This is a genomic window from Roseofilum sp. KMC-1 (assembly GCF_057802075.1).
In genome coordinates this window covers 4,544,922-4,570,548 of the sequence record NZ_CM173605.1, presented here as the reverse complement: position 1 = coordinate 4,570,548, position 25,627 = coordinate 4,544,922, and the positions used below count along the sequence as shown (strand labels likewise).

Below are 25,627 nucleotides of genomic sequence, written 5' to 3'. Positions count from 1 at the left end.
GATCGCACTCATCAAATAAACACCATGGGTTTATCTTTTAGTAAATCGAACGCTTGTGCATCAAATCGATAAAGGCTGGCCGGTCTCCCTGCTCCTCGTGAAGCTTTCACCCCTGTATCATATAGGAATCCTAACTTCAGCAAGCGAGCGCGGAAGTTAGAATAGTCTGAAAAATTCTCTCCTAACACCGTAGTGTAGAGTTGATACAAGTCATTGAGGGTAAACATCTCCGGTAGGACATCGAAGGCCACGGGACTATATTCCAATTTGTTGCGTAAACGTCTGTAGCCATATTCTAGAATCTGATTGTGATCGAATGCTAGGTTTGGCACTTGATGAATGGGATACCAAGCAATGCCACTGACTCCATCGGCAATCAGTTGAGCTTCATCAAAACGCACGAGGGCAAAGTAACTGACGGAAAGATATCGAACGCCATATTGATCGGGAGACTCTCTGGGGTCACGTCCAGGGTCGCCAAAGGTATAGAGTTGCTCTAGATAGAGGTTTTGGGCGCGAATTTTCTCCGAAAGGATGCGATAGGCGGCTTGTTCGAGAGATTCGGAGCGACGGACAAGGGTTCCGGGTAAACTCCATTGATTGAGATAGGGGTCTTCATGGCGCATTACCAAGAGGACGAGGAGTCGGTTAAGGGCGCTATCAACGGAAAAGATGACGTTATCTACGCCCACTTTAAAGTCAGCTAATGGCTCTTTGCGAGTTGGTTTTGAATGGCTCTCTGGCATGATACAACTGCTCCCGATGGATGTAATCCTGAATGGGAGGCGTAATAACTTGGGTCTCCTTTCTTTCACGATACGCTGTTGAGGACACAGGTGGAACATCAAAATCGGCGATCGCCACAATTCCTCCTAACTCGGTGAGCGCTTGCACTTGCTCCGACTCGATCGCATACCCCGAACGCTCTACAATCAAAAGTTCGACTTGCTGCAATAAGGTCTTGATTTGATACCATTTGGGCATTTGGGCAATCAGATCGGAACCTACCACCAGAATAAACCGTTCTTCGGGCCAGAGATCGCGGGCGACATGGACTGATTCTAGCGATCGCGAATAACCCAATTGCGGATATAAGCCAATATTCGGATAGTGGTCTTTGAGATTTTCGATCAATAATTCCAGCATCGCCAGACGGTGATCGAGAGGGGTTTGATGGTCTTTAAACGGATTGTTTGAGGCCCAAACCGCCACATGATCGTAGTGTTGGCTCAACCATTCGAGAATGGCTCGATGTCCCTGAGTGGGGGGATCGGCGCTAGTTCCAAAAAGGGCAACAGTGTTCATAGGGAATGGGGAATGGAGGGATGGGGGGATGGGGGAAATTTTGGTCTCCTTGTCCCATCAAGCCATATTCTGGATCAGTTGTTGTAGTTTAGCGGAAATTTCCATGGGAAGAGGGATCGGATCTTCTAAACGGCGACAGGAGAGGGGAAGTTTGAGGATAGAGGTGCGGGTACGCTCTTGGATGATATCCAGAGTATCGCCCATAGTGACTTGTTCTCCGGCTTTGAGCATGGGTTGCAAGAGGGGGATTTCTTCGGGTTCGGGGGGTTCATGGATTAAACCCAGGCGATCGCCTCTATATTCTCCCTCACTGAAGCGCCGAAAGATTTGTTTGCGTCCAGGATAGCTCATTTTATCCGTAGAGCGCTTCATCACCGGTTTATCTTGAATTTCCACCAGTTTATAAACTCCATTGACGGGGGAACCGGTGACCAATTTTGTGCCAATGCCATAGCCATCAATGCAAGCACCGGCTTGGTTTAAGCGCTGCATTTCATATTCATCGATGTCTCCACTAACCAGAATGGGCACTTCAGGTAAGATTTGGCGGATTTTCTGGGACAGGGTAACCAGATCCCCAGAGTCGAGGCGAATTCCTTTGACTTCTAGGGTTCCCGCTTCCATTTGCTTGGCTAACCGTTGGGCTGCTGCCAGACTATCATAGGTGTCGATCAGCAGAGGAGCGCCGGGAAAATAGCGGTAAAAGGCTTGAAAGGCGGCATCTTCTGTGCCTTCGCAGGCGGCGATCGCCATTACGAGAGAATGAGCCATGGTTCCTGCTGGGTTACGACCCAATTTTAGGGCGGCTAAGACATTGGATGTGCTATCCATTCCCCCCGCAAGGGCGGCTCGTGCTGCCCAGAGTGCCCCCTGGGGACTAAAAGCCCGTCTTGTGCCAAATTCTAGGATCGAGGCCCGATCGCCCGCCATATCCCGCATTCGGGCAGCTTTGGTGGCGATCAGGGTCTGATAATTTAAGGTATTGAGTAAATAGGTTTCCACCAGTTGCCCTTGCCAGAGGGGGGCTTCTATTCTCAATAGGGGTTGATTGGCAAAAATCGCGGTTCCTTCGGGTACAGCCCAGACATCGCCGGTAAAGCGAAATTCGGCTAATTTTGTCCAGAAGCGATCGGGCGCAGGGTCAAAAATGCCAGTTGCTTGCAAGGCTTCAATCTGAGCGGGGGTAAAGTGCAGGTTTTGCAAATATGCGATCGCCGGTTGCAGTCCCATGGCGATCAGGTAACCGAAACCTGGGGGTAAACGGCGTGTAAACAGTTCAAAGCTGGCTCGATGTTCTTCTATGCCTTCACCGATGTAACAGGCGTTCATGGTGAGCTGATAGAGGTCAGTCAGTAGGCTGTTGTCTTCTCGGTTAAGGGTGAGTAAGGAGTCTTCCATTTTGGCGATCGCCTCCTTTAAGGCTGCTTCTCTTCCTATTATAGTAGATTAAACCATAATTATGTCAAGTCATTTTTCTGAAAATCACCTTAAAGCCCCCCTCATCCCCGTTGCTCTATTGGGGGAATGAGTTGGCAAAAAGACTACTATATAAGACTTTGAGCTATTCTGGTTATCTTCAAAAACAGCCTAATTGTCCCTCATAACAGAGCCAAGCACTATAAAATCTTAAAGAGAAATGGTATAACCTCATTCAATCCATCGATTCATATAGTCAATTCAAATAACAGTGAGACATACAAGGGGTGGGTTTGGGCAAGCGGACATGAATGAAACCCACCCCTACAGATTATTTTTGTGCTGCCAAAACTTACTGGGAATCTACAGTTTGTTCCAGATTACCGAGATTAAAGAGAAAGGGTATACCCGAATTAGATTGACTTCCAGTGACTAAAACTTTGGGCATTTGTGCCCCTCCTTCTCGCCAAGCTTCGATCGCCTCTTTTTGCAGCACTAATGACCCCCCTTGAGCCTTTAAAGTCTCTGCTAATAACCGTTGAGCTTCGGCTTTCCCTTTCGCCCGGTTAATATCGGCTTGGGCTTGTTGTTCCGCTTCTTGTGCAATATAAATCGCCCGTTGCGCTCGTTGTTCGGCAATTTGTTTTTCTTCGACAGCACGGGCAAATTCAGCCGAAAAGGCAAGGTCAATGACGCTGGTATCAAGGACAATAATGCCATATTTTTGCAGCCTTTGATCTAGGGCGATATCAAAATCTTGCTTCAATTCTGTCCGTTTGGTAATCGATTCCTCTACAGTTCGCACTGCCGCCGCAATTTTAAAGGATTCCTGGGTTTGAGGAGCAATCACTTTAGAAACCAAATTTTCTAGAGTTCCTTGGGTACGGCGAATTTCCACCACTTTAAGCGGATCGAGGCGGAAGTTAATAGCAAAACGAGCGCTTAATTCTTGTAAGTCGCGGGTGGAACTTTGGGCAGGAACTTCAAATTTTTGCACGGTAACATCATAAATATCAACGTTGGAAACTAAAGGGGGTTTGAAGTGAATGCCTTCTAGAAGTACCCCATCTCTGGCTTTGCCTAAAATGCTGATAACCCCGGCTTGACCGGGGTTGATAATTACAAAGCTATTTGCACCAATTAAAATAATTAAGGCAGCAATAATGCTAAACAGGATTGCGGATACACCAATGTCTGATTGATTTCTGGACATGATAACCTCCTTAAGATCGAATGTCTTGCCTCGATCATCTTATCAGTGCTTTGTGGGGGATGGGGGGATGGGGAGATGGGGGGATGGGGGGATGGGGGGATGGGGAGATGGGGGGATGGGGAGCGCGAGCATCTTGCTCGCTTATTTACTCATTGCTCATTGTTCATTGCTCATTGTTATGCTGTAAGAAGTTCTCTTGTAGATGTCCGAGTCTTCTGGTTATGTCACAACGATCTACACGCATTTGTATCCTCGGTGGTGGTTTTGGGGGGTTGTATACTGCCCTGCGTTTGAGTGAGTTTTCTTGGGAGGGACGGGAAAAACCAGAGATCGTTTTGATCGATCGCCAAGACCGATTTTTGTTTATGCCCCTATTATATGAGCTGATTACTGGGGAAATGCAGACTTGGGAAATAGCGCCCCCTTATGCAGAGCTGTTAGCAGACACTGGGGTGCGGTTTATCCAAGCAGAGGTGAGTCAAATTGATTTGGAGACTCAAGAGGTTATCCTAGAATCAGGACAGGTTTTGCATGGCGATCGCATCGTGTTAGCTTTGGGAGGAGAAACACCCTTAACTTGGGTTCCCGGATGTCAGGAATATGCCATCCCCTTTCGGACTCTGGAAGATGTCTATCGCTTAGAAGAGAGTTTACGCTCTTTGATCGCATCGGAGCAAGAAGTAATTCGGGTGGCGATCGCCGGTGCAGGCTATAGTGGTGTAGAATTAGCCTGTAAATTAGCTGATCGCTTGGGCGATCGCGGCCGCATTCGTTTAGTGGAAAAAGGGGATTGTATCTTAGCCCATTCTCCAGAGTTTAACCGCAAAGCAGCAGAAGCCGCCCTCAAACAAAAAGGGGTTTGGATCGACTTAGAAACCACCATTGAGGCGATCGCCCCCGATTCTATTTCCTTATTATATAAAGGTCAAGAAGATACCCTTCCCGTAGATATTGTCTTATGGACAGTGGGAACCCAAATTCCGCCCAGTATCCAAGGTTTAGATCTCAAAAAGAATCCTCGCGGTCAGATTACTACTACTGCCACCCTACAGGCGATCGATCGTCCCCATTATTTCATTATTGGCGACCTTTCTGACTGCTGTGATGCTACGGGTCAAATCCTCCCCAAAACCGCCCAAGCAGCCATTCAACAAGCAGATTATTGTGCCTGGAATATCTGGGCCTCTTTATGCAATCGCCCCTTGCTCCCCGTCCGCTATTCTCACCTCGGTGAAATGATGGCTTTGGGCATCGATAATGCTACCTTAACCGGTTTAGGGCTGCAACTCGATGGCCCCCTAGCCCATATCGCCCGTCGTCTCATTTATCTCTATCGTCTGCCCACCCTCAACCACCAATTAAAAGTCGCTTTTAACTGGATGACACAACCCTTACAAGAGATAATGTTAAATTAGATCATCAAAGGCATCACCATGTCACAACCGAAGGTTATTTTTTTAGATGCCGTGGGTACGCTCTTTGGGGTACGCGGCAGTGTAGGCGAAATTTATAGCCAATTTGCCCAAGGATTTGGGGTTGAAGTTTCTGCCGATTTGATTGACCAAACCTTTATCGAGAGCTTCAAAAAGGCTCCGCCAGCCGCTTTTCCTGGGATTGATTCTCAAGCCCTACAGTCCTATGAGTTCGAGTGGTGGAAGGCGATCGCCTTTGAAACCTTCACTCAAGCTGAAGTGATGGATCGGTTTACTGACTTTGACCGCTTTTTCAATGAACTCTATCATTATTTCTCAACGTTTTACCCCTGGTTTGTTTATCCCGATGTCAAATCTTCTCTCTTAAGCTGGAAAAATCAAGGGATTGAACTGGGAGTCATTTCTAACTTTGATTCCCGTTTACATAAAGTTCTCAACGCCCTAGGTCTACAACATTTTTTCAAGTCGATTACCATTTCCACCGAAGTTGGCACAGCTAAACCTGACCCAAAAATCTTCCATATCGCCCTCGCTAAACATGGCTACAAACCCCATGAAGCCTTACATATTGGCGATAGTTATGAAGATGATTATTTGGGTGCAATTGAAGCTGGACTTTCTCCCATTTGGCTACAACGCCAATCTCAACACCCGGAATTGTTTAAGGTGGCTAAAGGTAAAGTCTGGTCTTGTTTTCAAGCCTTTGTATGAGCAATAGATCGACTTGCCAGGAAATAGGCAATAGCAATACAGTAACTTAGCCTTTATCTGATGGATATCCTCAAGAGTATCCAACTGATTCAAGCCAATGAAAATTTTGAGTAGGTTAGAGAGCTGCAACCCAACTTTAATTAAGGCATCAGTGGGAAGAAATGACCCACTGGGCCAGTTCCCTGGCCAATGTCTAAACTCCATTTCAGGGCTTCAGTGACATAGTTTTTCGCTTTTAGCACAGCATCGGGTATGGAATGACCTATAGCCAGATTCGCGGCGATCGCTGCTGATAAGGTACATCCGGTTCCATGGGTATTAGATGTATCAATACATTCCGTTTTTAGCACCGTAATACCCCGATCGTCAAGCAGAACATCAACACCCCGTAATTCTCCAGTCATTCCCCCGCCCTTAATCAAAACCGCCTGGACTCCAGATTGCCATTTCAAGGTTTCGGCGGCTTCTTTCATTTTTTCTAGAGAGTCAATTTCTACACCGGTAAGCAACTGTGCTTCATAACGATTTGGGGTCACCAAAGTGGCTTGGGGGATCAGCTCCTGTTGCAGGACTCTCACAGCCTGCTGGTCGATCAATTGGTTCCCATTACGGGAGACCATCACCGGATCGACCACCAGGGGACGCAGTTGCAACGCTTGCAGGCGATCGCTTACAGCCTTAATAATCTCCACATTGAGTAACATTCCCGTCTTCACAGCCTGAACCCCCATATCCTCAACCACCGCTTCAAGTTGAGCGATGACCGCTTGTGGAGGTAAAGCATCCACCCGGTTAACTGCCACCGTATTTTGGGCTGTCACGCAGGTCAAAGCTGACGCACCATGAACACAGTGAAACGCGAAGGTGCGTAAATCAGCCTGAATACCTGCACCTCCTCCACTATCCGATCCGGCGATCGTCAGCACAACCGGGATTTTCGACTTCATCTGTAAAGATCTCTCTTCCCTTCTAGGTTTTCGGTGGACGGCGACGTTGGAGGAAATCGGGAATATCCAACCCTTTCGGCGGAGGATTCAGGGGAGGAGGACTCGGAGAAGGAGCGGGTGCAGGAGAAGGCGTTAAGGGCGCTTGATAGATATTAGGATACGATCGCTGCTGCTGCTGTACCGTGTTAGAGGACGGCTGTTCTCCCGTAAAACCTGTGGCAATCACCGTAATCCGGATTTCCCCTTGTAGTTTCTCATCAATCACCGCCCCAAAAATAATATTGGCATTCGGATCGACTGCCTCATAAATCACCTGAGCTGCCGCATTCACCTCAACCAAGGTTAGATCGCTACCGCCCGTAATATTCAGCACCACACCTTTAGCCCCATCAATGGAAGACTCCAGCAAGGGGGAGGAAATGGCGGCGATCGCCGCCTCCCTCGCTCTCGACTTCCCAGAACCCCCTCCAATACCCATCAAAGCCGATCCTGCATCCGCCATCACCGCCCGCACATCGGCAAAATCCACATTCACCAAGCCCGAAACCGTAATAATATCCGCAATTCCTTGTACTCCTTGGCGCAGAATATCATCCGCCACCGTAAACGCTTCCTGTACCGGGGTTTGCTCAGACACCACCGACAACAACTTATCATTGGGAATAATGATCAAGGTATCCACCCGACTTTTAAGGGCTTCAATCCCCTGTTCCGCCTGATTCATCCGCCGCCGACCTTCAAACAGAAACGGGCGAGTCACCACACCGACGGTTAGGGCCCCCACCTCTTTCGCCACTTCTGCCACCACAGCCGAAGCGCCTGTACCCGTACCCCCTCCCATACCAGACGTAATAAATACCAAATCTGAACCTTGCAGAGCCTTACCAATTTCATCACGGGACTCTTCTGCGGCCTTTTGTCCGATCGCCGGATTTCCCCCAGCACCCAAGCCACGGGTTAGCTTCTGCCCAATTTGCAATCGATTCAATGCTGCTGAATGTACCAAGGCTTGGGCATCCGTATTAATTGACCAAAACTCAACCCCTGACACTTCATTAATCACCATGCGGTTGACGGCATTACCGCCACCCCCTCCCACACCAATCACTTTAATTCTAGCCACACTACTCGGTGTAATATTTTGTAGTTGATCCTCATCACTTACCATCTGTTGATGCCCTTTAAAATTAGAAGAAGAAACTCCAGCATTTTTAAACGGATTACCTGAATCCACTGCCATTGAAGGGTTGGATTGACTATCACGATTAGAGTTGAGGGGGACATGCCCCAGCTTCTGATTGGGAGGTGTCATGGGCAGTTGCTTTACACAATAAATATCAATGAATGTATAGTATCAAGTCGGCTAAGGAACAACATCGCAACTCTTGTAGGCACAAATCGTACCCAGTAGCTCAATTCCTCACCCAATATCATAGTGGCCGATGGGGATTATATCCCAAAGTTTAACCTCAAGCTAGGGTTTTGGCCAATTCACCATGCCCTTGATGAAGCTTATCATAGCTTGTACTCATTGGTTCGGAGGTTTCAGTTTCATGCTTTTTTATCTGGGCAAGGGGGAATCTTTACCAGAAGTTTATCAGACTTGCCCAGAAAAAACGTTAAGTCTTCCCTAAATTTAGGATTTATTCTTGAGGGATCTGGTCTGGCTCAGATGGCTTAGATTGAACAGACGAGGACTTCATCTCAATAGAGGGGGCCTCTGGATTTCTCAGATCGATATAGTTCATTTGCCCCGGATCGAGCTGCTCCGGTAGCTGTCGCATTTGATCGAGAACTTGCAATTGCTTGGCAAATTGGGGGGTATAGACTCCCAGATGGACTTGTCCTAATTCGGTGGTCAGGATTAAGTTTTTGGGATCTTCCCAGTTCAGCTCGGTAATTTGAACAGGAGACTCTTTGAGAACTGCATAGATTTGGGGCCAAGAGGACTGATAATGGGTTAATGGGCCAATGATTTTTAGGGTGGGAAGAGGAAAGGAGGTTAACTGGGTGTAGCTTTCCATGGGCATCCAGATGCCTTGTTCATCAATTAACCCCACCGTTTTACTCTGTCGAGAGTCCGTGGCGATCGCCACGGGTAACCGTTCGCTCACCTTGATCGTTAATCTCAGGGGTAATAATTGCCGAGTGACTCGTGCTTGAGCTATTGGCCCCTTGGCTTCTAAGGCCTGGGCAATTTCATGGGGTTGGAGTCGAAACAGGGACTGGGGATATTTAATCGGTAACATCTCTCGCAAAGCTTCTGCGGTGAGCAACTCATTGCCCGTAATTACCACTTGTTCGGGATCGTTGATCGCCCAATTCGGCTGAGTCAATAGCCATCCTCCCCCATAGGCGATCGCCCCAACAGCTACGGTTTGCCAAAGGGTTTGCAGGAGCTTCAACCGTTGCTTTTGGCGGAGTTGTCTGCGTCGTTCCAGTAATTCCTGTTTAGAAATCGGTTGAATAATGGTCATTGCTTAAATAGGCAAGAGGCAAGAGGGAGTCAAAGGTTGAGAATATAGCTTACAAACTGCTGGGTTATGGCCATTAGTGGCTCTTACCCTCTACTCAAAAGATTTTTAAACTCATTTTTGCTGCAACCACTCCTGATTTAAATAATTCCCCCATTGCTGTGCCAATTGTGCATCTGTGAAGGAAATTTTCACAGGTTCGCTTTTCCCTTGCAACTGTAGGGCTAACATCACCGTTTTTCCTTGGGGGATATCGTCCTTAACCCTCTTACCTTCAACCCACAGTTGAACCTCTTCTAAGTCAGTCAGAGATAAGGTTTGGCAGTTCCTCACCCCGGATGCTGTGGGTTGGCCCCAAGTTAACTGGTCTCCTTTTTGTCCCAAAGCAGCATAAATATCATACTTAGAGCGATCGAAGTCTTTCGCCCACTGTTCATAAGCTTGTAATTTTTGGTATTCCTTCCATCCCGCCCAGGTTAAGCCTATAAATACTGCCAGTAAAGGTAACCAGAGTAAACCGCGTTCCATAATTTTTCTCGTTAATGATGGCTAGAGAGGGAAACTGTTTTTTGGCGATTCCTCCGGCAAGCCGCGCTTTCATGTCGGTGAGAGCCGAAACGCCAACTTGAAAAGAATCGTTAACCATTCGGCTAAATGGGGCCCAAATCCCCAAAAGGATGAGTTATGGTTGTAAAAGCTTCCCCTAACTTCTACTCCTGTATCTCTGTTTCCATCGAATCATCGATTGTGTCAGCCATGAAAAAATTTATCCTCCTGTGCTTATTTATTTTTACATTAGGGTTTGCCCTTTTCAACTCTGAAGGGTTGGCCACTCAAGGAACCTATCAATCGATTATCCTGGATTTTCGTGAAGAGCGAGCCAATCAAATTCCCGAATGGGTGCAATCTTTCAATCAAGAGTATGGCATAAGTCCCCGGCTCAACAGTGAATTTTCTCTTGACGATCATGTATATATTGTCGAAGGCGATCGCCTCTTGTTAGAGCAACTGCAAGCTACAGATCTGAAAAATTATACCGAAACTATTGAACCCAATTATATTTATCAAGCCACTGAGATCCCCAACGATCCCGATTATGCCAAACAGTGGAACCTCCGCAGCATCAATATGGAATCCGCCTGGGATGACACCAAAGGCCAGGGGGTGACGGTGGCGGTGATTGATACGGGAATTACACAAGTACCTGATCTTAAAGAAACAAAGTTTGCTCAAGGCTATGATTTTGTCAACGATCGCATCGAAGCCAAGGATGATGCCGGTCATGGAACCCATGTAGCGGGAACCATTGCCCAATCAACCAATAATGACTATGGGGTAGCCGGGATCGCCTACGAAGCCAAATTAATGCCCCTGAAAGTCCTAGGAGCAAGCGGGGGTGGCACAGTAGCCGATATTGCCGAAGCGATTAAATTTGCAGCCGACCATGAGGCCGATGTGATTAACCTGAGTTTGGGGGGAGCAGGTGAAAGTCATCTGCTCAAAGAAGCGATCGATTATGCCTATAACAAAGGGGTGGTCATCATTGCAGCAGCCGGGAATGCTAATCAGAATACTGCAAGCTATCCCGCTCGTTATCCCCATGCGATCGGGGTTTCTGCCCTCGATCCCTCTGGTGCAAAAGCGCCCTATTCTAACTTTGGCGCTGGGGTAGACCTGTCAGCCCCCGGAGGCTCAGAAGCCGGTAAAATTCTGCAAAATACCATCGATCCCCAAACTGGAAAAGCTGTCTTTGAAGGCTATCAGGGAACCAGCATGGCCGCTCCCCATGTGGCCGGAGTTGCCGCTTTAGTTAAATCAGTAGGCGTAGAAGACCCCGAAGATGTACTAAAAATCCTCAAAGAATCGGCCCGTGCAGTAGAAGAAGACCCCCTCAATCATTTTGGTGCGGGTCAATTGGATGCTGGAGCAGCCGTTAAACTGGCTCTGAAAGGTCAAATTACATTCAAAGATTTCTTCCGGTGGCTGCGCGATAATGGTTATCTGAATCCTCGCTTCTGGATCGATGGGGGAGCGATCGCCTTAATGCCCAAAATTGCCATGGTACTCGGTTCCTATCTCCTCGCTTGGCTGCTGCGGAACTATTTCCCCTTTGTCTGGAGTGGATCGTTAAGCATGGGTTTAGTCGCCGGAAGTACCGGTTTATTCTTCCTGCGAGGCTTATATTTCTTTGATGTTCCCCAATGGCCCTTCCGGATGATGGGCAGCTCGATCGCCGAATGGGGTAATATCATGAGCGGTAGTCCCCTACTTAACCCCATTTTCGCCAGTGTTTTAATTCCCCTCATCTTGGTTATTGCTCTGTTGGGACATCCTTCTGGAAAATGGTTAGCCATCGGCACAAGCTTAGGATTTGCCAGTTTCCTGGGCATTAGTGCTGTTATTGACCCAGACATGCTCTGGTTAGGATCGGGTTGGGTGGCCCAACTGTTTCTAGGGGTAAATGCCCTCTTGTGTTTTGCCCTTGCTCGTTTAGCTGTGACTGGAGAAGGAAAAACCGCATGAGTTTAACTGTAAATGGGGTAATTGAACATCAACCCATGGGCCCGGGAACTTGGGCCTTAGTCACCGATAGCACAACCTATGAACTCAAGGATGTTCCTGATGAGATCAAACAATCGGGACTTCAGGTTAAGGTTGAAGGAACCATTCGCGAAGATGTGATGACCCTAGCGATGATTGGCCCCGTGTTAGAAGTGCATTCGTTTGAACGATTGTAATGCCTTGATTCAAAAGACTGTAGGGGCGAACGGCTGTTTGCCCCTACAGATTCTCTGGTTGTAGATAATATTGAGCCGCATCACGCAGGAATAATCAATTCACTCACATGAGTTTAATGGAAAAATCAGCAAACGTAATTGTATAGCTATTCTGTTTTTGCCCAGTAATAAACTTCAGGATGACTTCCGACGCTACTGCAACCGCGAGCAAGACCAAATTACGGGCTAGGGGATAGTCGCAAACGTCATCATTAACCGGTGAAGGGACGCGATAGCAATCGTTCCAAATAATTTCGGCATAGTCGCTGGCTAATCCAATATGTAAACAAGGAATTGAATGACTGCTGCAATAGTCTTTTACGCTTTGGCGACTGGGACTATTATCAAAAGTATCAATCACTAATGAAGAACCTTTGAGGAATTTATGAACGGTATCATCGGTTAAGCGCTGATTGATACTCTGTAAACTGATGCCTAGAGCGCGATAGAGGGTATTGGTGAGGATTTTAACTTTATAAGCGCCCACATCTGATTGATAATAGGGTTGGGTGGAGAGATTGCGCTCTTCTATGCGATCGTCATCAATCACTTTAATTTGAGTCAGTCCCGTTCTGGCCAAATTTTCTGTCAGATTTGCACCTAAAGCGCCCGCGCCACAAATAGTGACGGGAAAGCTTTGGAGCTGTTTCATAACGGCGGCTGTGCGGTGTAATTCTTCATGGAGAAACATGGACGGTTACGCTGTCTAAATCAGGGAAGGGCGATCTCTATTGTGTAATGTTAATCATAGCGAAAATAGTTAACAATTAACCATTAATAATGGTATTGCATCGATCGCCCCACACCTTGAGGTACATCCAATTTCTGAATAGGTTCCCAAGCACAAATTTGTTGAAAAATGGTCTGATATCCCAAAACATTGGGATGGAGTCCATCGGTACTCAGGCGCTCCCGTTGCCAACTGAGGGAGTGTTGCATCCAGAGATCGAACAAATCTAAATAGGGGATCTGGCGCTGTTCGCAAGCTTGGCGCGTTGCTTCCTTGTAGCGATACTGTTGCTCATGGTTATAGTACAAACAATCTAAAAAGGGCATCTTAGACTCATCCACCGGAACCATACCCACAAATAGCACGGGACATAGATCTTGAGCTTGATCTAATAAATAACTCAATTCCGACTCAAACTTATCAAACTCCGTATAGTTGCGCCCTTGGGGACGAGACACACAAGCGGAATCATTCAACCCTACCGATAAGATTAAGAGATCGGGGAGGCGATTACGCAACTCTCCCCGGCGGCAAAACTCACATTCTAGCCGTTGTACCACTTGTGGAGTGCGATCGCCCCGTACCCCCAAATTATAAACCACATGCCCAGCCGTTTCTGGAGCCATCCACGAGCGTCGCAGGCGCTCCACCCAACCTCCACCTTCCACATCCCCAAACCCATAAACCAGACTATCACCAAAGGCAATAATTTTCAGGACAGAGCCTTTGCTAGAGGGAGGAGTCGAACTCTGAGAAGCTGATGCTATAGGACAATAGTGCATAGACAGAACCCTCAAACTAGGGTGGACAGCGATATAGCAGTGCAATTGCTTTCAATATAGTTTTACACCGTAACAGAAAATTAACAAAGTAAGGAAAAATTTACAAATCTGGGGAAAGAATAAACCGTTTTCCAGGGATGCAGTTGCGGTAAAATCCCAAAGATGGCGATCCAACGCATTCCCAACTCAGACCCCTTTTTAATTTCTAATTTCTAATTTCTAATTGATATCATGGCCCAGACCCTGAGCAAAGACATTGTATTGATTGGCGGAGGACACGCCCATGCAATCGCCCTGCACCAATTTGCCCTCAATCCCCTTCCAGGAGTTCGCCTCACCCTAATTACCGATACTCTACACACTCCCTATTCTGGAATGTTACCGGGCCATATTGCCGGGTTTTACAGCTTTGACCAAACCCACATTGACCTACACCACCTCTGTAAATTTGCTGGGGCCCAGCTCTATCAAGATCATGCCATTGGTCTAGATCTCAAGCGCAATCAAGTCCTCTGCTCCCATCGTCCCCCTGTGCTATTTGACTTGCTCTCGATTGATATTGGTAGCACCCCCAACCGACTCCAGGTCAGGGGAGCGGATAAGTACGCGATCCCCGCTAAACCGGTTTCCCAATTTCTCAACCATTGGCGAGAAACGATTGAAAGCTTTGCTCGTTATCCCACCAAAACCCTAAAGTTAGCTATTGTGGGAGGAGGTGCGGGGGGAGTAGAGTTAGCGCTCACCATGCAGCAGGGGTTATTTGTCTGCCGTCAAGCGACGGGGGGAATGCGGAATATTGATGCGTCTTTTGTGATGTATACGGCTTCATTTCCGGAAATTCATCTGTTCCATGAGGGGCAAGAAATTATGCCCTCCCATAACGGGGTGGTGCGGAAACGGATTACTGAGTTAATGCATCGTCGGGATATTCAATTGCATTTAGGGGAGCGGGTGACCCAGGTTTCGGAGCGGGGAATTCAGTGTCAGTCGGGATTAAGCTTAGAGTGCGATCGCATATTTTGGGTCACCCAAGCCTCGGCTCCACCCTGGTTAAAGGCGGCGGGTTTAGCGACTGATCGGGATGGTTTTATTTTAGTTAAGGATTCTCTACAATCGATTTCCCATCCCCAGGTGTTTGCGGCTGGTGATATTGCCACGATGGTGAATTATACCCGGCCGAAGGCGGGGGTGTTTGCGGTGCGCCAAGGAAAGCCTTTATATGAAAATTTGAAACAGGCGGCTTTGGGGAAAGCACTGAAACCTTATGGCCCGCAACCGCAGATTTTAGGACTCATTGGTACGGGGGATGGGAAGGCGATCGCCTCTTGGGGAAAATGGGGACTGGGCCCTAACCCTCTCCTGTGGCGCTGGAAGGATTGGATCGATCGCCGATTTATGGCCCAGTTTGAGAACTTGGGGCGATCGCCAACCCCTTCCCCCTTTACTCCGATTCCCATTCCCCCTGAGCTACTATCCTCGGTATTGAAGCGGATGATTAGGGAAAATCCCAAGTTAGAATCCTTGATCGATATCAGCAACTCTGGGGACAATTTAGCTCTCTCATCGGTCAGTCCGGGTATTCTGATTGAGAGTATGGATTTACTGGCCGATCGTTTGCACGATCCCTATTTATTCGGTATATTCGCCACCCACCATTGCTTAAATCCGATTTTGGCTAGAGGCGCAACCCCCCATAGCGTGTTAGGTTGGATAGAATTGCCTGATAGTCTCCCTCCGCAACAGGAAGAAACCCTCTATCAACTGCTTTCTGGAGTTCTAAAAGCGCTGATGGTCAGTCAAACGCAGTTGGTCGGATGTCGCGCTTCTTTGGGGCCGAGTTTATCCCTGGGATTGGCCAGTCAAGGGTATGCCTATCCCGAACAGCTCTTAGATCCACAAAAGTTACAACCGGGACAAGTATTAATTCTGACTAAGCCTCTGGGAGTTGGTGCTCTACTTGCAGCTCAAGAGCAGTATAAGGGTAAGGCAAGATGGTTAGAAGGGGCGATCGCCACCATGATCCAATCCAATTATCCCGCATCCCTAACCTTTGTGGAAATGGGGGCCACCGCTTGCACCGCAGTGGGAAATTTGGGTTTATTGGCACATCTAGGGAAAATGGTAGATATTGGTTCTGTCAGTCTTAGCCTTAATTTAGATCATCTCCCCGTTTTGGAAGGAGCGTTAGAGAGTTGGGGACAAGTGAGATCGAGTTCATTCTATGAGCAAAACCAGGAGAGAAATCGCTATTTGCAAAATGCCCCTAGCTTTGAGTCCCATCCCCTTTATCCCCTCCTATTCGATCCTCAGTGGTCTGGGGGGTTGGTTGCAGGGGTTCCCCGACTTCAAGCCAAGGAATGTTTGAAACTCCTGCAAGATTTAGGCTATACCCAAAGTGCGATCGTTGGTGAGGTTCATCTCCCCACAGGGGATCTGCCCCCGATCCAATTAATCGTTAATGAGGAGTAATTAGTATTTTTAATTGATATAATTTCTTCAGGGTATCTCTGTCTGAGATTGTTTAACGGATAAACATTATTTGGATGGTGCTTCTATACGGTTCCAATCTTTAGTAAATACATATTCCCCAATACATAGCGCCACATACTCAGCTAATTTGACGGGTACTGCATTGCCAATCATTTGCTCTAATTCAGATTTATTACCTTGAAATTTAAATGTTTTGGGAAAGGTTTGTAAATAGCTACGTTCTAAGGTAGTTAAAGCTCTCAAATATTGATCGATATCTCCTGCGTCTCCTGGATGTTTTTGATAGGTTTTCGGCACGGGACGATTGACTCCCCGAATGGTAGGACTCGGTTCATAAATACTAAAAACACCTCTCCTTTTATAACTCCTGGGATGACGATAAAAATATTTAATGCCTAAATTGTCCCCTAAATAATCAAACACCGTCATCGGTTTCTCGGATTTATTTTTTTGCAAAATCGGCTTTAGAGCATCATCTTCTCCCTGCAAATGACCAATCAAAAAATAGCGTTTTCTCGTTTGTGGAACTCTGCAATAACTGGCATCTAGAATACAAGAAGTGAGTCCATATCCAACTTTTTTGAATTGGTTATATGCAATTTTTAGAGTCTGACTTTTAGAAATTCTCGCCACATTTTCCATTACAAACCATTGAGGTTTAAGCTTGACAATAATATTAGTAAAACTAAGTGTCAAATTAGCACGCCCTAGACTTTCATCCCGTTTCCCTGCACTAGAGAAATCTTGGCAAGGAGGCCCCCCAATAATCATTTCTGGCTGAAAATGTCCGACTATCTCGTAAGCATCTGGAGCAGATAGATCTTGTTTGAAAATGGGATGATCGAAATTTTCTTGATACGTTTGTATGGCTTTTTCCCAGATATCAAAAGCGGCTACTAGATTAAATCCAGCCTCTTGAAATCCTAATGACATTCCTCCACATCCAGCAAATAAGTCTACTGTTTTCATCGGCCCATTGATACTTTACAACTCAATAAAAAGGTCAGGTGAGTTATAGATTATAGCATCTAGTCTTCTTTCTGGGCTTAATAAGTTTTGACCTCCACCTAAAATTATGTTTGATATTTCATGCTTGTGAATCCTAGGTTGAGTTAAAGCCTCTGACTTCATATAAACATGGGTAAATCTTCCACTAACGGCAAAAGCTTTATCATTTTTAGTATTATAGGAGAGAGAATCTATAATTTTCCTATAATCAAAAATACCCTTGGCGGTAAATTCATCAAGCATTTTAAACAACCAAATTGCAGTTCGAGCTTGCCGAGTAATCGATCGGATTCGATCGAAGTTATTAATTTCTGTTTTAACCGAATCTATAAATAATCGACTAAAAGCCAGATTACTCCAAATAAAAACATCCATACATTTTTCTGATAGTTGTGGCGATTTTCCTTGAGTTTTCCATATGGGCTGCATCAAAAAAGGGGTTTGATTTTCTACCATTAAACTTACTATCTGATCTATAGAATCAATAATATCTGGAAGATAGGGTATAACAGTTTCAGGTTCTGTCCAGTCAGAAATGCGAGAAAACCGATCGTTCACTAATTCAGAGGGTAATCCAGGTTTATTTTTGAGAATTTGAGCAAAACTACAGGCTAAATAGACAATGGTATCTGGTCTAATTACCAGCTCACAACCATACTCATCTTCGTTTAAATCACAAGTTGAGTTATCAGGTAAGGCAGTTAATTTAATTTCTAGCGCTTGTAAACAATTCCCTGTATCTCGTGCTTGAGTTACTAAATCCACTCCTGGAAGTGTACCCAGTACATACGGCTGATAGGGAGTAAATTGTGCTTCAAACGCATAAAAAAGGTTGGATGATAGAGGCGCTAGAGCATAAACTTGGGCTGTATTAATGGTGGAATGCTCAACGGCTAAACTGGAATTGAGCTTCAGGTAAATATTGTCTAAATTACGACTATGTAAATAAGTACAAAGAGAAGCTGGAAACGAAGAATTAAAGCAATTTTTACCCCAAGCTTCTTTTCGGGTAAAATCTCGATTGGAATATTGAATCCCAAATAGACTGGGTTTGAGAATGTTAGGATTCATGGAAGAGTGGTTCTTATCTTCCTTAAGCTTACCTCTAACTAATGCGGCTGAGGAAAGATTTGAGGCGATCGCTCTTCGGTTGGGTAAATAGCTCTTGTGGATCGCCCGACTCTTCAATAATGCCTTGGTGGAAGAACAGCACCTTATTAGAGACTTCCCGCGCAAACTGCATTTCATGGGTGACGACAACCATCGTCATTCCCTCTTGGGCGAGTTGCTTCATGACGCTGAGAACTTCCCCGACTAACTCTGGATCGAGGGCACTGGTGGGTTCATCAAACAGGAGAACACTGGGTTTCATGCATAAACTGCGGGCGATCGCCACCCGTTGCTTTTGTCCCCCAGAAAGTTGTTCTGGATAAAACTCTGCCTTATTGCCTAACCCCACTTTTTCTAAGTAATGAAGCGCCCGTTCTCGACACTCCGAATCTGATTCTTTTAATACCTTAGTTGGGGCAAGCATCAAATTTTGTAAAACCGTTAAATGGGGAAACAGATTAAAATGCTGAAACACCATACCCACCCGACTGCGAAGTTGACGCAGGGTGGCTTGAGTAACTTGGGGATGGGAAATATCAATCCCCATCACTTCTAACCGTCCTTTATTGATCGACTCTAGACGATTTAAACACCGTAAAAATGTCGTTTTACCACATCCAGAAGGGCCAATCACCGACACCACATCCCCTTCATAAAATGTCGTGCTTACCCCTTTTAGCACTTCTAGATCGTGGAAGCTTTTGTGTAAGTCTTGACATTCAATGACGGCAGTTGCTGAGTTAACCATAGGTGTTCAACCATTTTTAGGGGAGTTAGGTTTAAAATATCTGAATCCTCCATCGGTAAAATGTATCGGCCATTACTTTTATTCCGGAATCAACCGTTGATACTAAACAACGGTCTAATATCGACAGGAGAGGGTTGAGGATGATAGGGAGTAAGGGATTTACCCGCAAAATTCAGGTTTTTCTGGCGATCGCCAGTTGTCTACTGGTCGTCCTCTTCACCAGTGTGTCCAGTATTGCCCAGTCCTCTCCCCCCACCCTCCAAGTCGCCACCGAACCCACCTTTCCCCCCTTTGAAATGCAAGACCAAGCCACGGGAGAATTAAGTGGTTTTGACATCGATTTAATCAAAGCCATTGGTGAAGCGGCTGAACTCAACATCGAATTGATCAGCTTACCCTTTGATGGCATTATTCCCGCCCTCCAATCGAACACCGTAGATGCCGCTATCAGTGGCATGACGATCACCGCAGAACGGGCGCAAACCATCTCCTTTTCTCGTCCCTATTTTAAAGCTGGTTTAGCGATCGCCGTTCAAGAGAATAATACTGACATTCAAAGTTTTGAAGACTTAGAAGGCAAACGGATCGCCGTTCAAATTGGCACAACTGGGGCCCAGGAAGCCAGCACAATTGAAGGCGCAACCGTCAGTTCCTTTGATTCCGCATCCTTAGCCCTACAAGAACTCATTAACGGCAAAGTCGATGCCGTTGTAAATGATGGCCCAGTTACCTTATACGCCATCAAAGAAGCGGGATTAAAAGGCGTAAAAGTCGTCGGAGAATTAGTCACCGAAGAATATTATGGCATTGCCCTACCTAAAGACTCTCCTTATATAGATGACATCAATAACGCCATAGAATTACTGATTCAAAATGGCGGATATCGAGCCGTTTATCAAACCTGGTTTGCTGGCGAACCCCCTGAATTACCCTTAGTTCCCCCCTCCCTCGAAACCGAACAAGTGATTACTTTCGACTGGGGCAAACTGTTTGCTAACTTAGTTCAAGGCTCTACCATTACCTTACTCCTCACCGCTCTCTCCTTTGGCTTCGGGTTAATTGGAGGCACAGCAGTGGCGATCGCCCTCATTTCCCCCTACAAACCCCTGCGCCTCCTCTGTCGCATCTATGTAGACTTCTTCCGGGGAACCCCCATGCTCGTCCAACTCTTCATGATCTACTTTGGTCTTCCCGGCTTATTCCGAGAAATAGGACTAGACTTCAGCTTCGATCGCTTCCCCGCAGCCGTCTTAGCCTTAAGCCTCAATATAGCCGCCTACTTAGCAGAAATCATGCGCGGAGGCATTGAATCTATTGATAAAGGTCAATGGGAAGCCTGTCAATCCCTGGGCATGAGTCCCCTACAAACTCTGCAAGATGTCATTTTTCCCCAAGCCTTACGGCGCATGTTACCCCCTTTAGGCAATGAATTTATCACCCTAGTCAAAGACACCAGTTTAGTAGCCGTGATCGGATTTGAGGAACTCTTCCGCCAAGGTCAACTCATGGTAGCAACGACCTATCGAGCCTTTGAAATTTATCTCGCCGTTGCCTTCATGTATCTGATCTTAACCACCCTCTCCTCCTTTGCTTTTAAATGGTTAGAAGTAAGAATGAACCCCTTACAGCGCCCGAAAAAAGCGCTTAAAACTTAAAACCTTCAAGCTACCATTATCTCTTAGTGTTCTTTGTGTCTCTGTGGTCAAAAATCACGCACAAAAACCGCCTCAATTATCAACAAATTAAGGTATGATTGCAACCTAAGCCGATCGCAACCCTTAACCATGGAAACTAAAGCTGCCGTTGCCTTTGCCCCCAATCAACCCCTGAGTATTCAAACTATTAACCTGCAACCTCCGGAAGCAGGAGAAGTATTAATTGAAATTAAAGCAACCGGTATTTGCCACACCGATGCCTATACCCTCTCCGGAGCTGATCCCGAAGGACTCTTTCCCGCTATTCTCGGCCATGAAGGCGCAGGAATAGTCATAGAAGTCGGCCCAGGGGTCACCAGTGTCAAACCCGGCGATCATGTCATTCCCCTCTATGTTCCTGAATGTCGCCAGTGTGAATACTGTCTGAGTCTAAAAACAAACCTTTGCCAAGCCATTCGTACTACCCAGGGGCGGGGGGTAATGCCTAATGGAACCAGTCGGTTTACCTTGAATGGTGAAATGCTCCATCACTATATGGGTACGTCTACCTTTTCTAATTATACCGTTGTCCCCGAAATTTCCGTCGCTAAAATTCGTCCAGATGCCCCATTTGATAAAGTTTGCTATATCGGGTGTGGGGTGACAACGGGTATTGGCGCTGTGATTAATACCGCCAAAGTAGAACCCGGTTCTAGGGTAATTGTATTTGGCTTAGGGGGCATTGGCTTAAATGTCATTCAAGGGGCAAGAATGGTGGGAGCTGATCAAATTGTGGGGGTTGATATTAATCCGCAAAAACAAGCTTTAGCGGCAAAATTTGGCATGACTGATTTTGTGAATCCCCAAGAAGTAGAAGGGGATTTAGTGCCTTATTTGGTGGATTTGACTAAAGGGGGTGCAGATTACACCTTTGAATGTATTGGGAATGTGGAGGTGATGCGCCAAGCCTTAGAATCTTGTCATAAAGGATGGGGGGTTTCTACCATTGTTGGTGTGGCAGGAGCTGGACAAGAAATTAAAACTCGTCCCTTTCAGTTGGTGACGGGACGGGTTTGGAAAGGAACAGCTTTTGGTGGAGCAAGGGGACGCACGGATGTGCCGAAAATTGTGGATTGGTATATGGAAGGGAAGATTAATATTGATGATTTAATTACCCATGTATTGCCCATTGAGCGTATTAATGAGGGGTTCGATCTGATGCATGAGGGGAGTTCGATTCGTACTGTGGTAAGGTTTGAGTAGCGCTGGGCCCTGGTAATCGGTCATGAAAAGAAAAGTTATGATATTGCGTGTAATTTCTTCTGTGAGTGCTGGCATAATTTTACCGGCGATCACCACTTTAGGGCTGATCGGCTGTGAATCTGAAGATGCTTTTATACCGCCAGCGCCTCCCCCAGATGTGTCTCAACCGAATGTACCCACCACTCCGGAAGTAGCAACTCCCAGCCCTTCACCGAGTCCAACCCCTGTGGCAGCACCAACTACCCAACTAGCCGCCCCCGAAAATCCCGATCCCCAGGTGAATGCCCAAGTGCAGCAAATGCTCGATACGATGGCGACGAAAGGCTATGCTCAAGCCAGTCAAGGCATATGGATACAGTCGGAAGATGCCCTACTTGCCAATCATCAAGGCACAACCCCCTTACCTGCTGCCTCTTTAACCAAAATAGCTACGACGTTAGCCATATTAGACACTTTTGGCCCCAAACATCAATTTGTCACCCAAATTGGCTATACCGGAACCCTACAAAATGGAGTAATTCAGGGGGATTTAGTAATTATCGGCGATCGCGACCCATTTTTTGTTTGGGAAGATGCAATCGCCCTCGGCAATGCCTTAACTGAGATGGGTATCAAACAAGTTACTGGTGATTTAGTCATCGTCGGTTCATTTTACATGAACTACGAAGATAATCCCAAAACCTCCGGCGCTCTTTTGCGCCAAGGCTTAAATGTACAGCTTTGGCCCGATCAAGCCTACATGCAGTATGAAACCCTACCCGCAGACACCCCGCAACCCGAACTAAGCGCTGGAGGCTTAGTCAGAACCGTCACCACTGCCCCCGCCAATATTAAACCCCTCCTGCGCTATTCCTCCCTACCCGTGGCTGAACTGCTCAAAAAAATGAACCAATACAGCAATAACCCCATGGCTGAGATGTTCGCCCGCATGGTTGGAGGTGCAGGAATAGTCGCCCAAAAATCTGCTGCTGTTGCCGGTATCCCCCCAGCCGAGATTAAACTGATTAATGGGTCAGGATTAGGGGAAGAAAACCAAATGTCTCCACGAGCGGCGATCGGTTTATTCTTAGGAATTGAGAAACTTTTACAACCCCATCAACTGACTGTCAGTGATGTCGTCGCCATTGTTGGACAAGATGAAGGCATCTTAAACTCCCGCTCCTTACCTAAATTGGCTGTCGTCAAATCAGGCAGCCTTTATGCCGTCAGTACCTTAGCTGGAGCCTTACCCACCACCCAAAAGGGGGTCATTTGGTTTGCCATTTTTAATGGTGGCAGCTACTACGAAGACTTTCGCCCAGAGCAAGAAGCCTTCCTTAACCAACTGGTGAGCCAGTGGGGAGCTGTATCAAGTTTACCGCAAGACTTAAAACCTGGCTTGTCTCCAGTCGCTGGATCTCGGATTGAAAAAGTACAATAGTAAAGTTATAGTTGATTCGAGTCACAGTGAGATATTTCTGTAGGGGTGGGTTTGAAACCCACCCCTACAACCGGGCGATCTTTCTGACTGTACCTCATTACCTCGGAAAGCGCTGTATCATTAATCTCGCACGCGGGGACAAGGTTCAGAGCTAGGGGAGGAAATCGCACAATGTGCCCTTAAACAGGGTTGCTCGAAAGCCGCTTCTTGTTCTAAGGGTTGAGGATATTGTCCAAACACCATTTCACAACTGAAATCTTCAAAGTTGGGAGTCATGGTTAAGGGAATGCCAAATTGTTGGGTAAAAAAGTCTTGAGTGGGCAGCTTGCACATATTAATGCACATTCCTACACAACCACTGCTTTCTAAATAGCGACATTTTTTAATCTGAACTGCACTTTTTTGTAACCGGGCGGTCTGATTTTCGCCAATAATTTCTACGGTTTTGGTTTCACAGGGGCCGACTAACCATTCAAATAAAAGAGTTGCAAACCAGGCATTGGCTTCACATACCCATTGAGTCGGTCGGGTTAAGGTACGAATAAGGGTTAAAATGGGAGCAGGAATGAGGGAGTTTAAAACCTTTTTTACCAGTTGCTGTTGCTCTAAGGCATTCCGTCCCTGCATAATTTTCTTGGATACATCAACAAATCCTTCATAACCTTTTTTTGAGCTACTTTTACCCACAACAGCAGCCATTTTGCGGGTGAAGAGAGCAATAAACAGGCGATCGAATAGGTTATCTTGGTAGGTGCTGGGTTCAGGTGCAGTCATAAATCCTGTTAATATCTGAGAAGTTTTTTGAAGACTTTGAGCTTGTCACCATAGGGAGGATATCGCAAGTTGAGATCGAGCCAAAACCAGCGCCTTAAGACACTTTTATAATGGCTAAAGGTTTGAAAGCTGGCTAATCCATGATAACTGCCCATACCACTTTGTCCAACTCCTCCAAAAGGCAGTTGGGGAATGCTCACCTGCAAAATGGTATCGTTGAGGACTGCGGTTCCCGATGAGACTTGTTCTAGGACTTGGCGCTGAAGTTGGGCGTTTTTGGAGAACAGATAGAGGGCGAGGGGTTTGGGGTGTTGATTGATTTGGGCGATCGCCTCTTCAATTCGGCTATACTCTAAAATCGGTAAAATCGGCCCAAAAATCTCCTCCTGCATCACCGAAGAATCCCAAGTGATTCCCTCAAGTATAGTCGGGGCAATATAGCGAGTTTCTGGATTCACTTGTCCACCACAAATGAGGTTTCCTTCTTGTAGGAATGCCTGGAGAGAATTAAACCGTTTTTCATTGACAATGCGGGCATAATCCGGACTCTCTTCAGGATTTTCACCATAGAATTCTTTCACTTGAGACAGCATCGCTTGAATTAGATCGGCTTTCACCCTTTGATCTACCAGCACATAATCGGGAGCAATACAAGTTTGTCCCGCATTCAGAAATTTACCCCATATAATCCGTCGTGCTGTGCATATTATATCACAATTTTGGTCAACAATACAGGGACTTTTCCCCCCCAATTCTAAGGTAACTGGCGTTAAGTTTTTCGCTGCTGCTTCCATGACAATTTTACCAATTCTGCCACTGCCAGTAAATAAAATATGGTCAAACTTCTGGGCTAATAACTCTTGACTAACTTCCCCATCTCCTTCAACTACAGCAATAGAGTTTGGATCGAAATTTTCACTAATAATTTTTGCTAAAATTTGGGACGTTTTCGGGGAAATTTCTGAAGGCTTAATTGTGGCACAGTTTCCGGCTGCTATCGCTCCCACCAGAGGCGTTATGGCTAAACTAAAGGGATAATTCCAAGCGGAAATAATTAGCACTACGCCCAAGGGTTCGGGATGAATTTCGCCAATCGATGGCCACATCACAAGATCGGTAAATGTGCGCTTAGTTTTAGCCCATTTGTCTAAGTTTTTTAAGGTATAATCGATTTCGGCGATCGGATTGAATTCATAATATCCTTCCTGTTCAGGTTTATGTAAGTCCTCTTTCAAGCCCGCTAGTATTTTGGACTTATTTTGCTCAATGACATCCCTGAGTTTTTGGAGCTGGGCTTTCCTAAATTTTAAGTCCCTGGTTTTTCCCGATTGGAAAAATTCTCTTTGTTGGGCAACCAGTTGTTCGCAGTTCCTGTTCATAAATAATTATTAA

At 46.3% G+C, this 25,627-nt stretch carries 23 protein-coding genes; 8 read left to right on the top strand and 15 right to left on the bottom strand.

Going from position 1 to position 25,627, the window contains the following annotated elements:
- Positions 1–11: 11 nt before the first annotated feature.
- From AC3FZD_RS21040 to AC3FZD_RS21025, 4 genes are all read right to left on the bottom strand, one after another.
- A complete protein-coding gene (locus AC3FZD_RS21040) occupies positions 12–746 on the bottom strand; it encodes an NUDIX hydrolase (protein WP_488737902.1) in 735 nt (244 codons plus the stop codon).
- Positions 700–1,305 (bottom strand): nicotinate-nucleotide adenylyltransferase, encoded by a 606-nt coding sequence (locus AC3FZD_RS21035; RefSeq protein WP_488737901.1) that lies wholly within the window; start codon positions 1,303–1,305, stop codon positions 700–702. The genes AC3FZD_RS21040 and AC3FZD_RS21035 overlap by 47 nt, the downstream gene beginning before the upstream one ends.
- A 57-nt stretch (positions 1,306–1,362) precedes the next feature.
- A complete protein-coding gene (locus tag AC3FZD_RS21030) occupies positions 1,363–2,703 on the bottom strand; it encodes a nicotinate phosphoribosyltransferase (RefSeq protein ID WP_488737900.1) in 1,341 nt (446 codons plus the stop codon).
- A 370-nt stretch (positions 2,704–3,073) separates the two neighbouring features.
- Entirely contained in the window at positions 3,074–3,934 is an 861-nt protein-coding gene (locus AC3FZD_RS21025; RefSeq protein WP_488737899.1) for a prohibitin family protein, read from the bottom strand.
- A gap of 221 nt (positions 3,935–4,155) precedes the next feature.
- On the opposite strand from AC3FZD_RS21025, the gene AC3FZD_RS21020 reads away from it, so the two are divergent.
- Together AC3FZD_RS21020 and AC3FZD_RS21015 are read left to right on the top strand one after the other, a co-directional pair.
- On the top strand, positions 4,156–5,349 hold the full coding sequence (locus AC3FZD_RS21020) for an NAD(P)/FAD-dependent oxidoreductase (protein WP_488737898.1): 1,194 nt from the start codon (positions 4,156–4,158) through the stop codon (positions 5,347–5,349).
- Between the two features lie 18 nt (positions 5,350–5,367).
- The gene (locus AC3FZD_RS21015; protein WP_488737897.1) at positions 5,368–6,078 is read left to right on the top strand and encodes an HAD-IA family hydrolase; all 711 of its coding nucleotides are present in this window, start codon (positions 5,368–5,370) and stop codon (positions 6,076–6,078) included.
- Positions 6,079–6,218: 140 nt separating this feature from the next.
- On the opposite strand, the gene thiD is transcribed toward AC3FZD_RS21015, so the two are convergent.
- The 4 genes from thiD to AC3FZD_RS20995 form a co-directional block, all read right to left on the bottom strand.
- The gene (gene thiD / locus AC3FZD_RS21010; RefSeq protein WP_488737896.1) at positions 6,219–7,025 is read right to left on the bottom strand and encodes a bifunctional hydroxymethylpyrimidine kinase/phosphomethylpyrimidine kinase; all 807 of its coding nucleotides are present in this window, start codon (positions 7,023–7,025) and stop codon (positions 6,219–6,221) included.
- A 22-nt stretch (positions 7,026–7,047) separates the two neighbouring features.
- Positions 7,048–8,337 (bottom strand): cell division protein FtsZ, encoded by a 1,290-nt coding sequence (ftsZ, locus tag AC3FZD_RS21005; RefSeq protein WP_488737895.1) that lies wholly within the window; start codon positions 8,335–8,337, stop codon positions 7,048–7,050.
- Between the two features lie 331 nt (positions 8,338–8,668).
- Positions 8,669–9,502 carry a cell division protein FtsQ/DivIB gene (locus AC3FZD_RS21000; RefSeq protein WP_488737894.1) on the bottom strand — a complete coding sequence of 278 codons (834 nt, stop codon included), beginning with the start codon at positions 9,500–9,502 and terminating at the stop codon, positions 8,669–8,671.
- A gap of 111 nt (positions 9,503–9,613) precedes the next feature.
- Positions 9,614–10,027 carry a hypothetical protein gene (locus AC3FZD_RS20995; protein ID WP_488737893.1) on the bottom strand — a complete coding sequence of 138 codons (414 nt, stop codon included), beginning with the start codon at positions 10,025–10,027 and terminating at the stop codon, positions 9,614–9,616.
- Between the two features lie 228 nt (positions 10,028–10,255).
- On the opposite strand from AC3FZD_RS20995, the gene AC3FZD_RS20990 reads away from it, so the two are divergent.
- Together AC3FZD_RS20990 and AC3FZD_RS20985 are read left to right on the top strand one after the other, a co-directional pair.
- On the top strand, positions 10,256–12,022 hold the full coding sequence (locus AC3FZD_RS20990; protein WP_488737892.1) for a S8 family peptidase: 1,767 nt from the start codon (positions 10,256–10,258) through the stop codon (positions 12,020–12,022).
- Positions 12,019–12,237 carry a hypothetical protein gene (locus AC3FZD_RS20985; RefSeq protein ID WP_488737891.1) on the top strand — a complete coding sequence of 73 codons (219 nt, stop codon included), beginning with the start codon at positions 12,019–12,021 and terminating at the stop codon, positions 12,235–12,237. Before AC3FZD_RS20990 ends, AC3FZD_RS20985 begins: the two co-directional genes overlap by 4 nt.
- A 103-nt stretch (positions 12,238–12,340) precedes the next feature.
- On the opposite strand, the gene AC3FZD_RS20980 is transcribed toward AC3FZD_RS20985, so the two are convergent.
- On the bottom strand, positions 12,341–12,967 hold the full coding sequence (locus AC3FZD_RS20980; RefSeq protein WP_488737890.1) for a ThiF family adenylyltransferase: 627 nt from the start codon (positions 12,965–12,967) through the stop codon (positions 12,341–12,343).
- Between the two features lie 83 nt (positions 12,968–13,050).
- Entirely contained in the window at positions 13,051–13,788 is a 738-nt protein-coding gene (locus tag AC3FZD_RS20975) for a GDSL-type esterase/lipase family protein (protein WP_488737889.1), read from the bottom strand.
- Between the two features lie 231 nt (positions 13,789–14,019).
- On the opposite strand from AC3FZD_RS20975, the gene selD reads away from it, so the two are divergent.
- Positions 14,020–16,257: a selenide, water dikinase SelD gene (gene selD, locus AC3FZD_RS20970; RefSeq protein ID WP_488737888.1), complete on the top strand. Its 2,238-nt coding sequence runs from the start codon at positions 14,020–14,022 to the stop codon at positions 16,255–16,257.
- Between the two features lie 66 nt (positions 16,258–16,323).
- Here the strand turns inward: selD and AC3FZD_RS20965 are convergent, their stop codons facing one another.
- The 3 genes from AC3FZD_RS20965 to AC3FZD_RS20955 are packed head-to-tail and all read right to left on the bottom strand — an operon-like array spanning position 16,324 to position 19,144.
- Positions 16,324–17,247 (bottom strand): DNA cytosine methyltransferase, encoded by a 924-nt coding sequence (locus AC3FZD_RS20965; RefSeq protein WP_488737887.1) that lies wholly within the window; start codon positions 17,245–17,247, stop codon positions 16,324–16,326.
- 15 nt (positions 17,248–17,262) lie between these two features.
- Positions 17,263–18,357 carry a HindVP family restriction endonuclease gene (locus AC3FZD_RS20960; RefSeq protein ID WP_488737886.1) on the bottom strand — a complete coding sequence of 365 codons (1,095 nt, stop codon included), beginning with the start codon at positions 18,355–18,357 and terminating at the stop codon, positions 17,263–17,265.
- Positions 18,358–18,391: 34 nt separating this feature from the next.
- Positions 18,392–19,144: an amino acid ABC transporter ATP-binding protein gene (locus tag AC3FZD_RS20955; protein ID WP_488737885.1), complete on the bottom strand. Its 753-nt coding sequence runs from the start codon at positions 19,142–19,144 to the stop codon at positions 18,392–18,394.
- 140 nt (positions 19,145–19,284) lie between these two features.
- On the opposite strand from AC3FZD_RS20955, the gene AC3FZD_RS20950 reads away from it, so the two are divergent.
- From AC3FZD_RS20950 to AC3FZD_RS20940, 3 genes are all read left to right on the top strand, one after another.
- A complete protein-coding gene (locus AC3FZD_RS20950; protein ID WP_488737884.1) occupies positions 19,285–20,799 on the top strand; it encodes an ABC transporter permease subunit in 1,515 nt (504 codons plus the stop codon).
- 129 nt (positions 20,800–20,928) lie between these two features.
- A complete protein-coding gene (locus tag AC3FZD_RS20945; RefSeq protein WP_488737883.1) occupies positions 20,929–22,041 on the top strand; it encodes an S-(hydroxymethyl)glutathione dehydrogenase/class III alcohol dehydrogenase in 1,113 nt (370 codons plus the stop codon).
- A 37-nt stretch (positions 22,042–22,078) separates the two neighbouring features.
- Positions 22,079–23,461 (top strand): D-alanyl-D-alanine carboxypeptidase, encoded by a 1,383-nt coding sequence (locus AC3FZD_RS20940; protein WP_488737882.1) that lies wholly within the window; start codon positions 22,079–22,081, stop codon positions 23,459–23,461.
- Positions 23,462–23,581: 120 nt separating this feature from the next.
- Here the strand turns inward: AC3FZD_RS20940 and AC3FZD_RS20935 are convergent, their stop codons facing one another.
- Positions 23,582–24,235, bottom strand: coding sequence for a DUF4033 domain-containing protein (locus tag AC3FZD_RS20935; RefSeq protein ID WP_488737881.1), 654 nt, complete (start codon positions 24,233–24,235; stop codon positions 23,582–23,584).
- An 8-nt stretch (positions 24,236–24,243) separates the two neighbouring features.
- Positions 24,244–25,614: an aldehyde dehydrogenase gene (locus AC3FZD_RS20930; RefSeq protein ID WP_488737880.1), complete on the bottom strand. Its 1,371-nt coding sequence runs from the start codon at positions 25,612–25,614 to the stop codon at positions 24,244–24,246.
- Positions 25,615–25,627 lie beyond the last annotated feature (13 nt).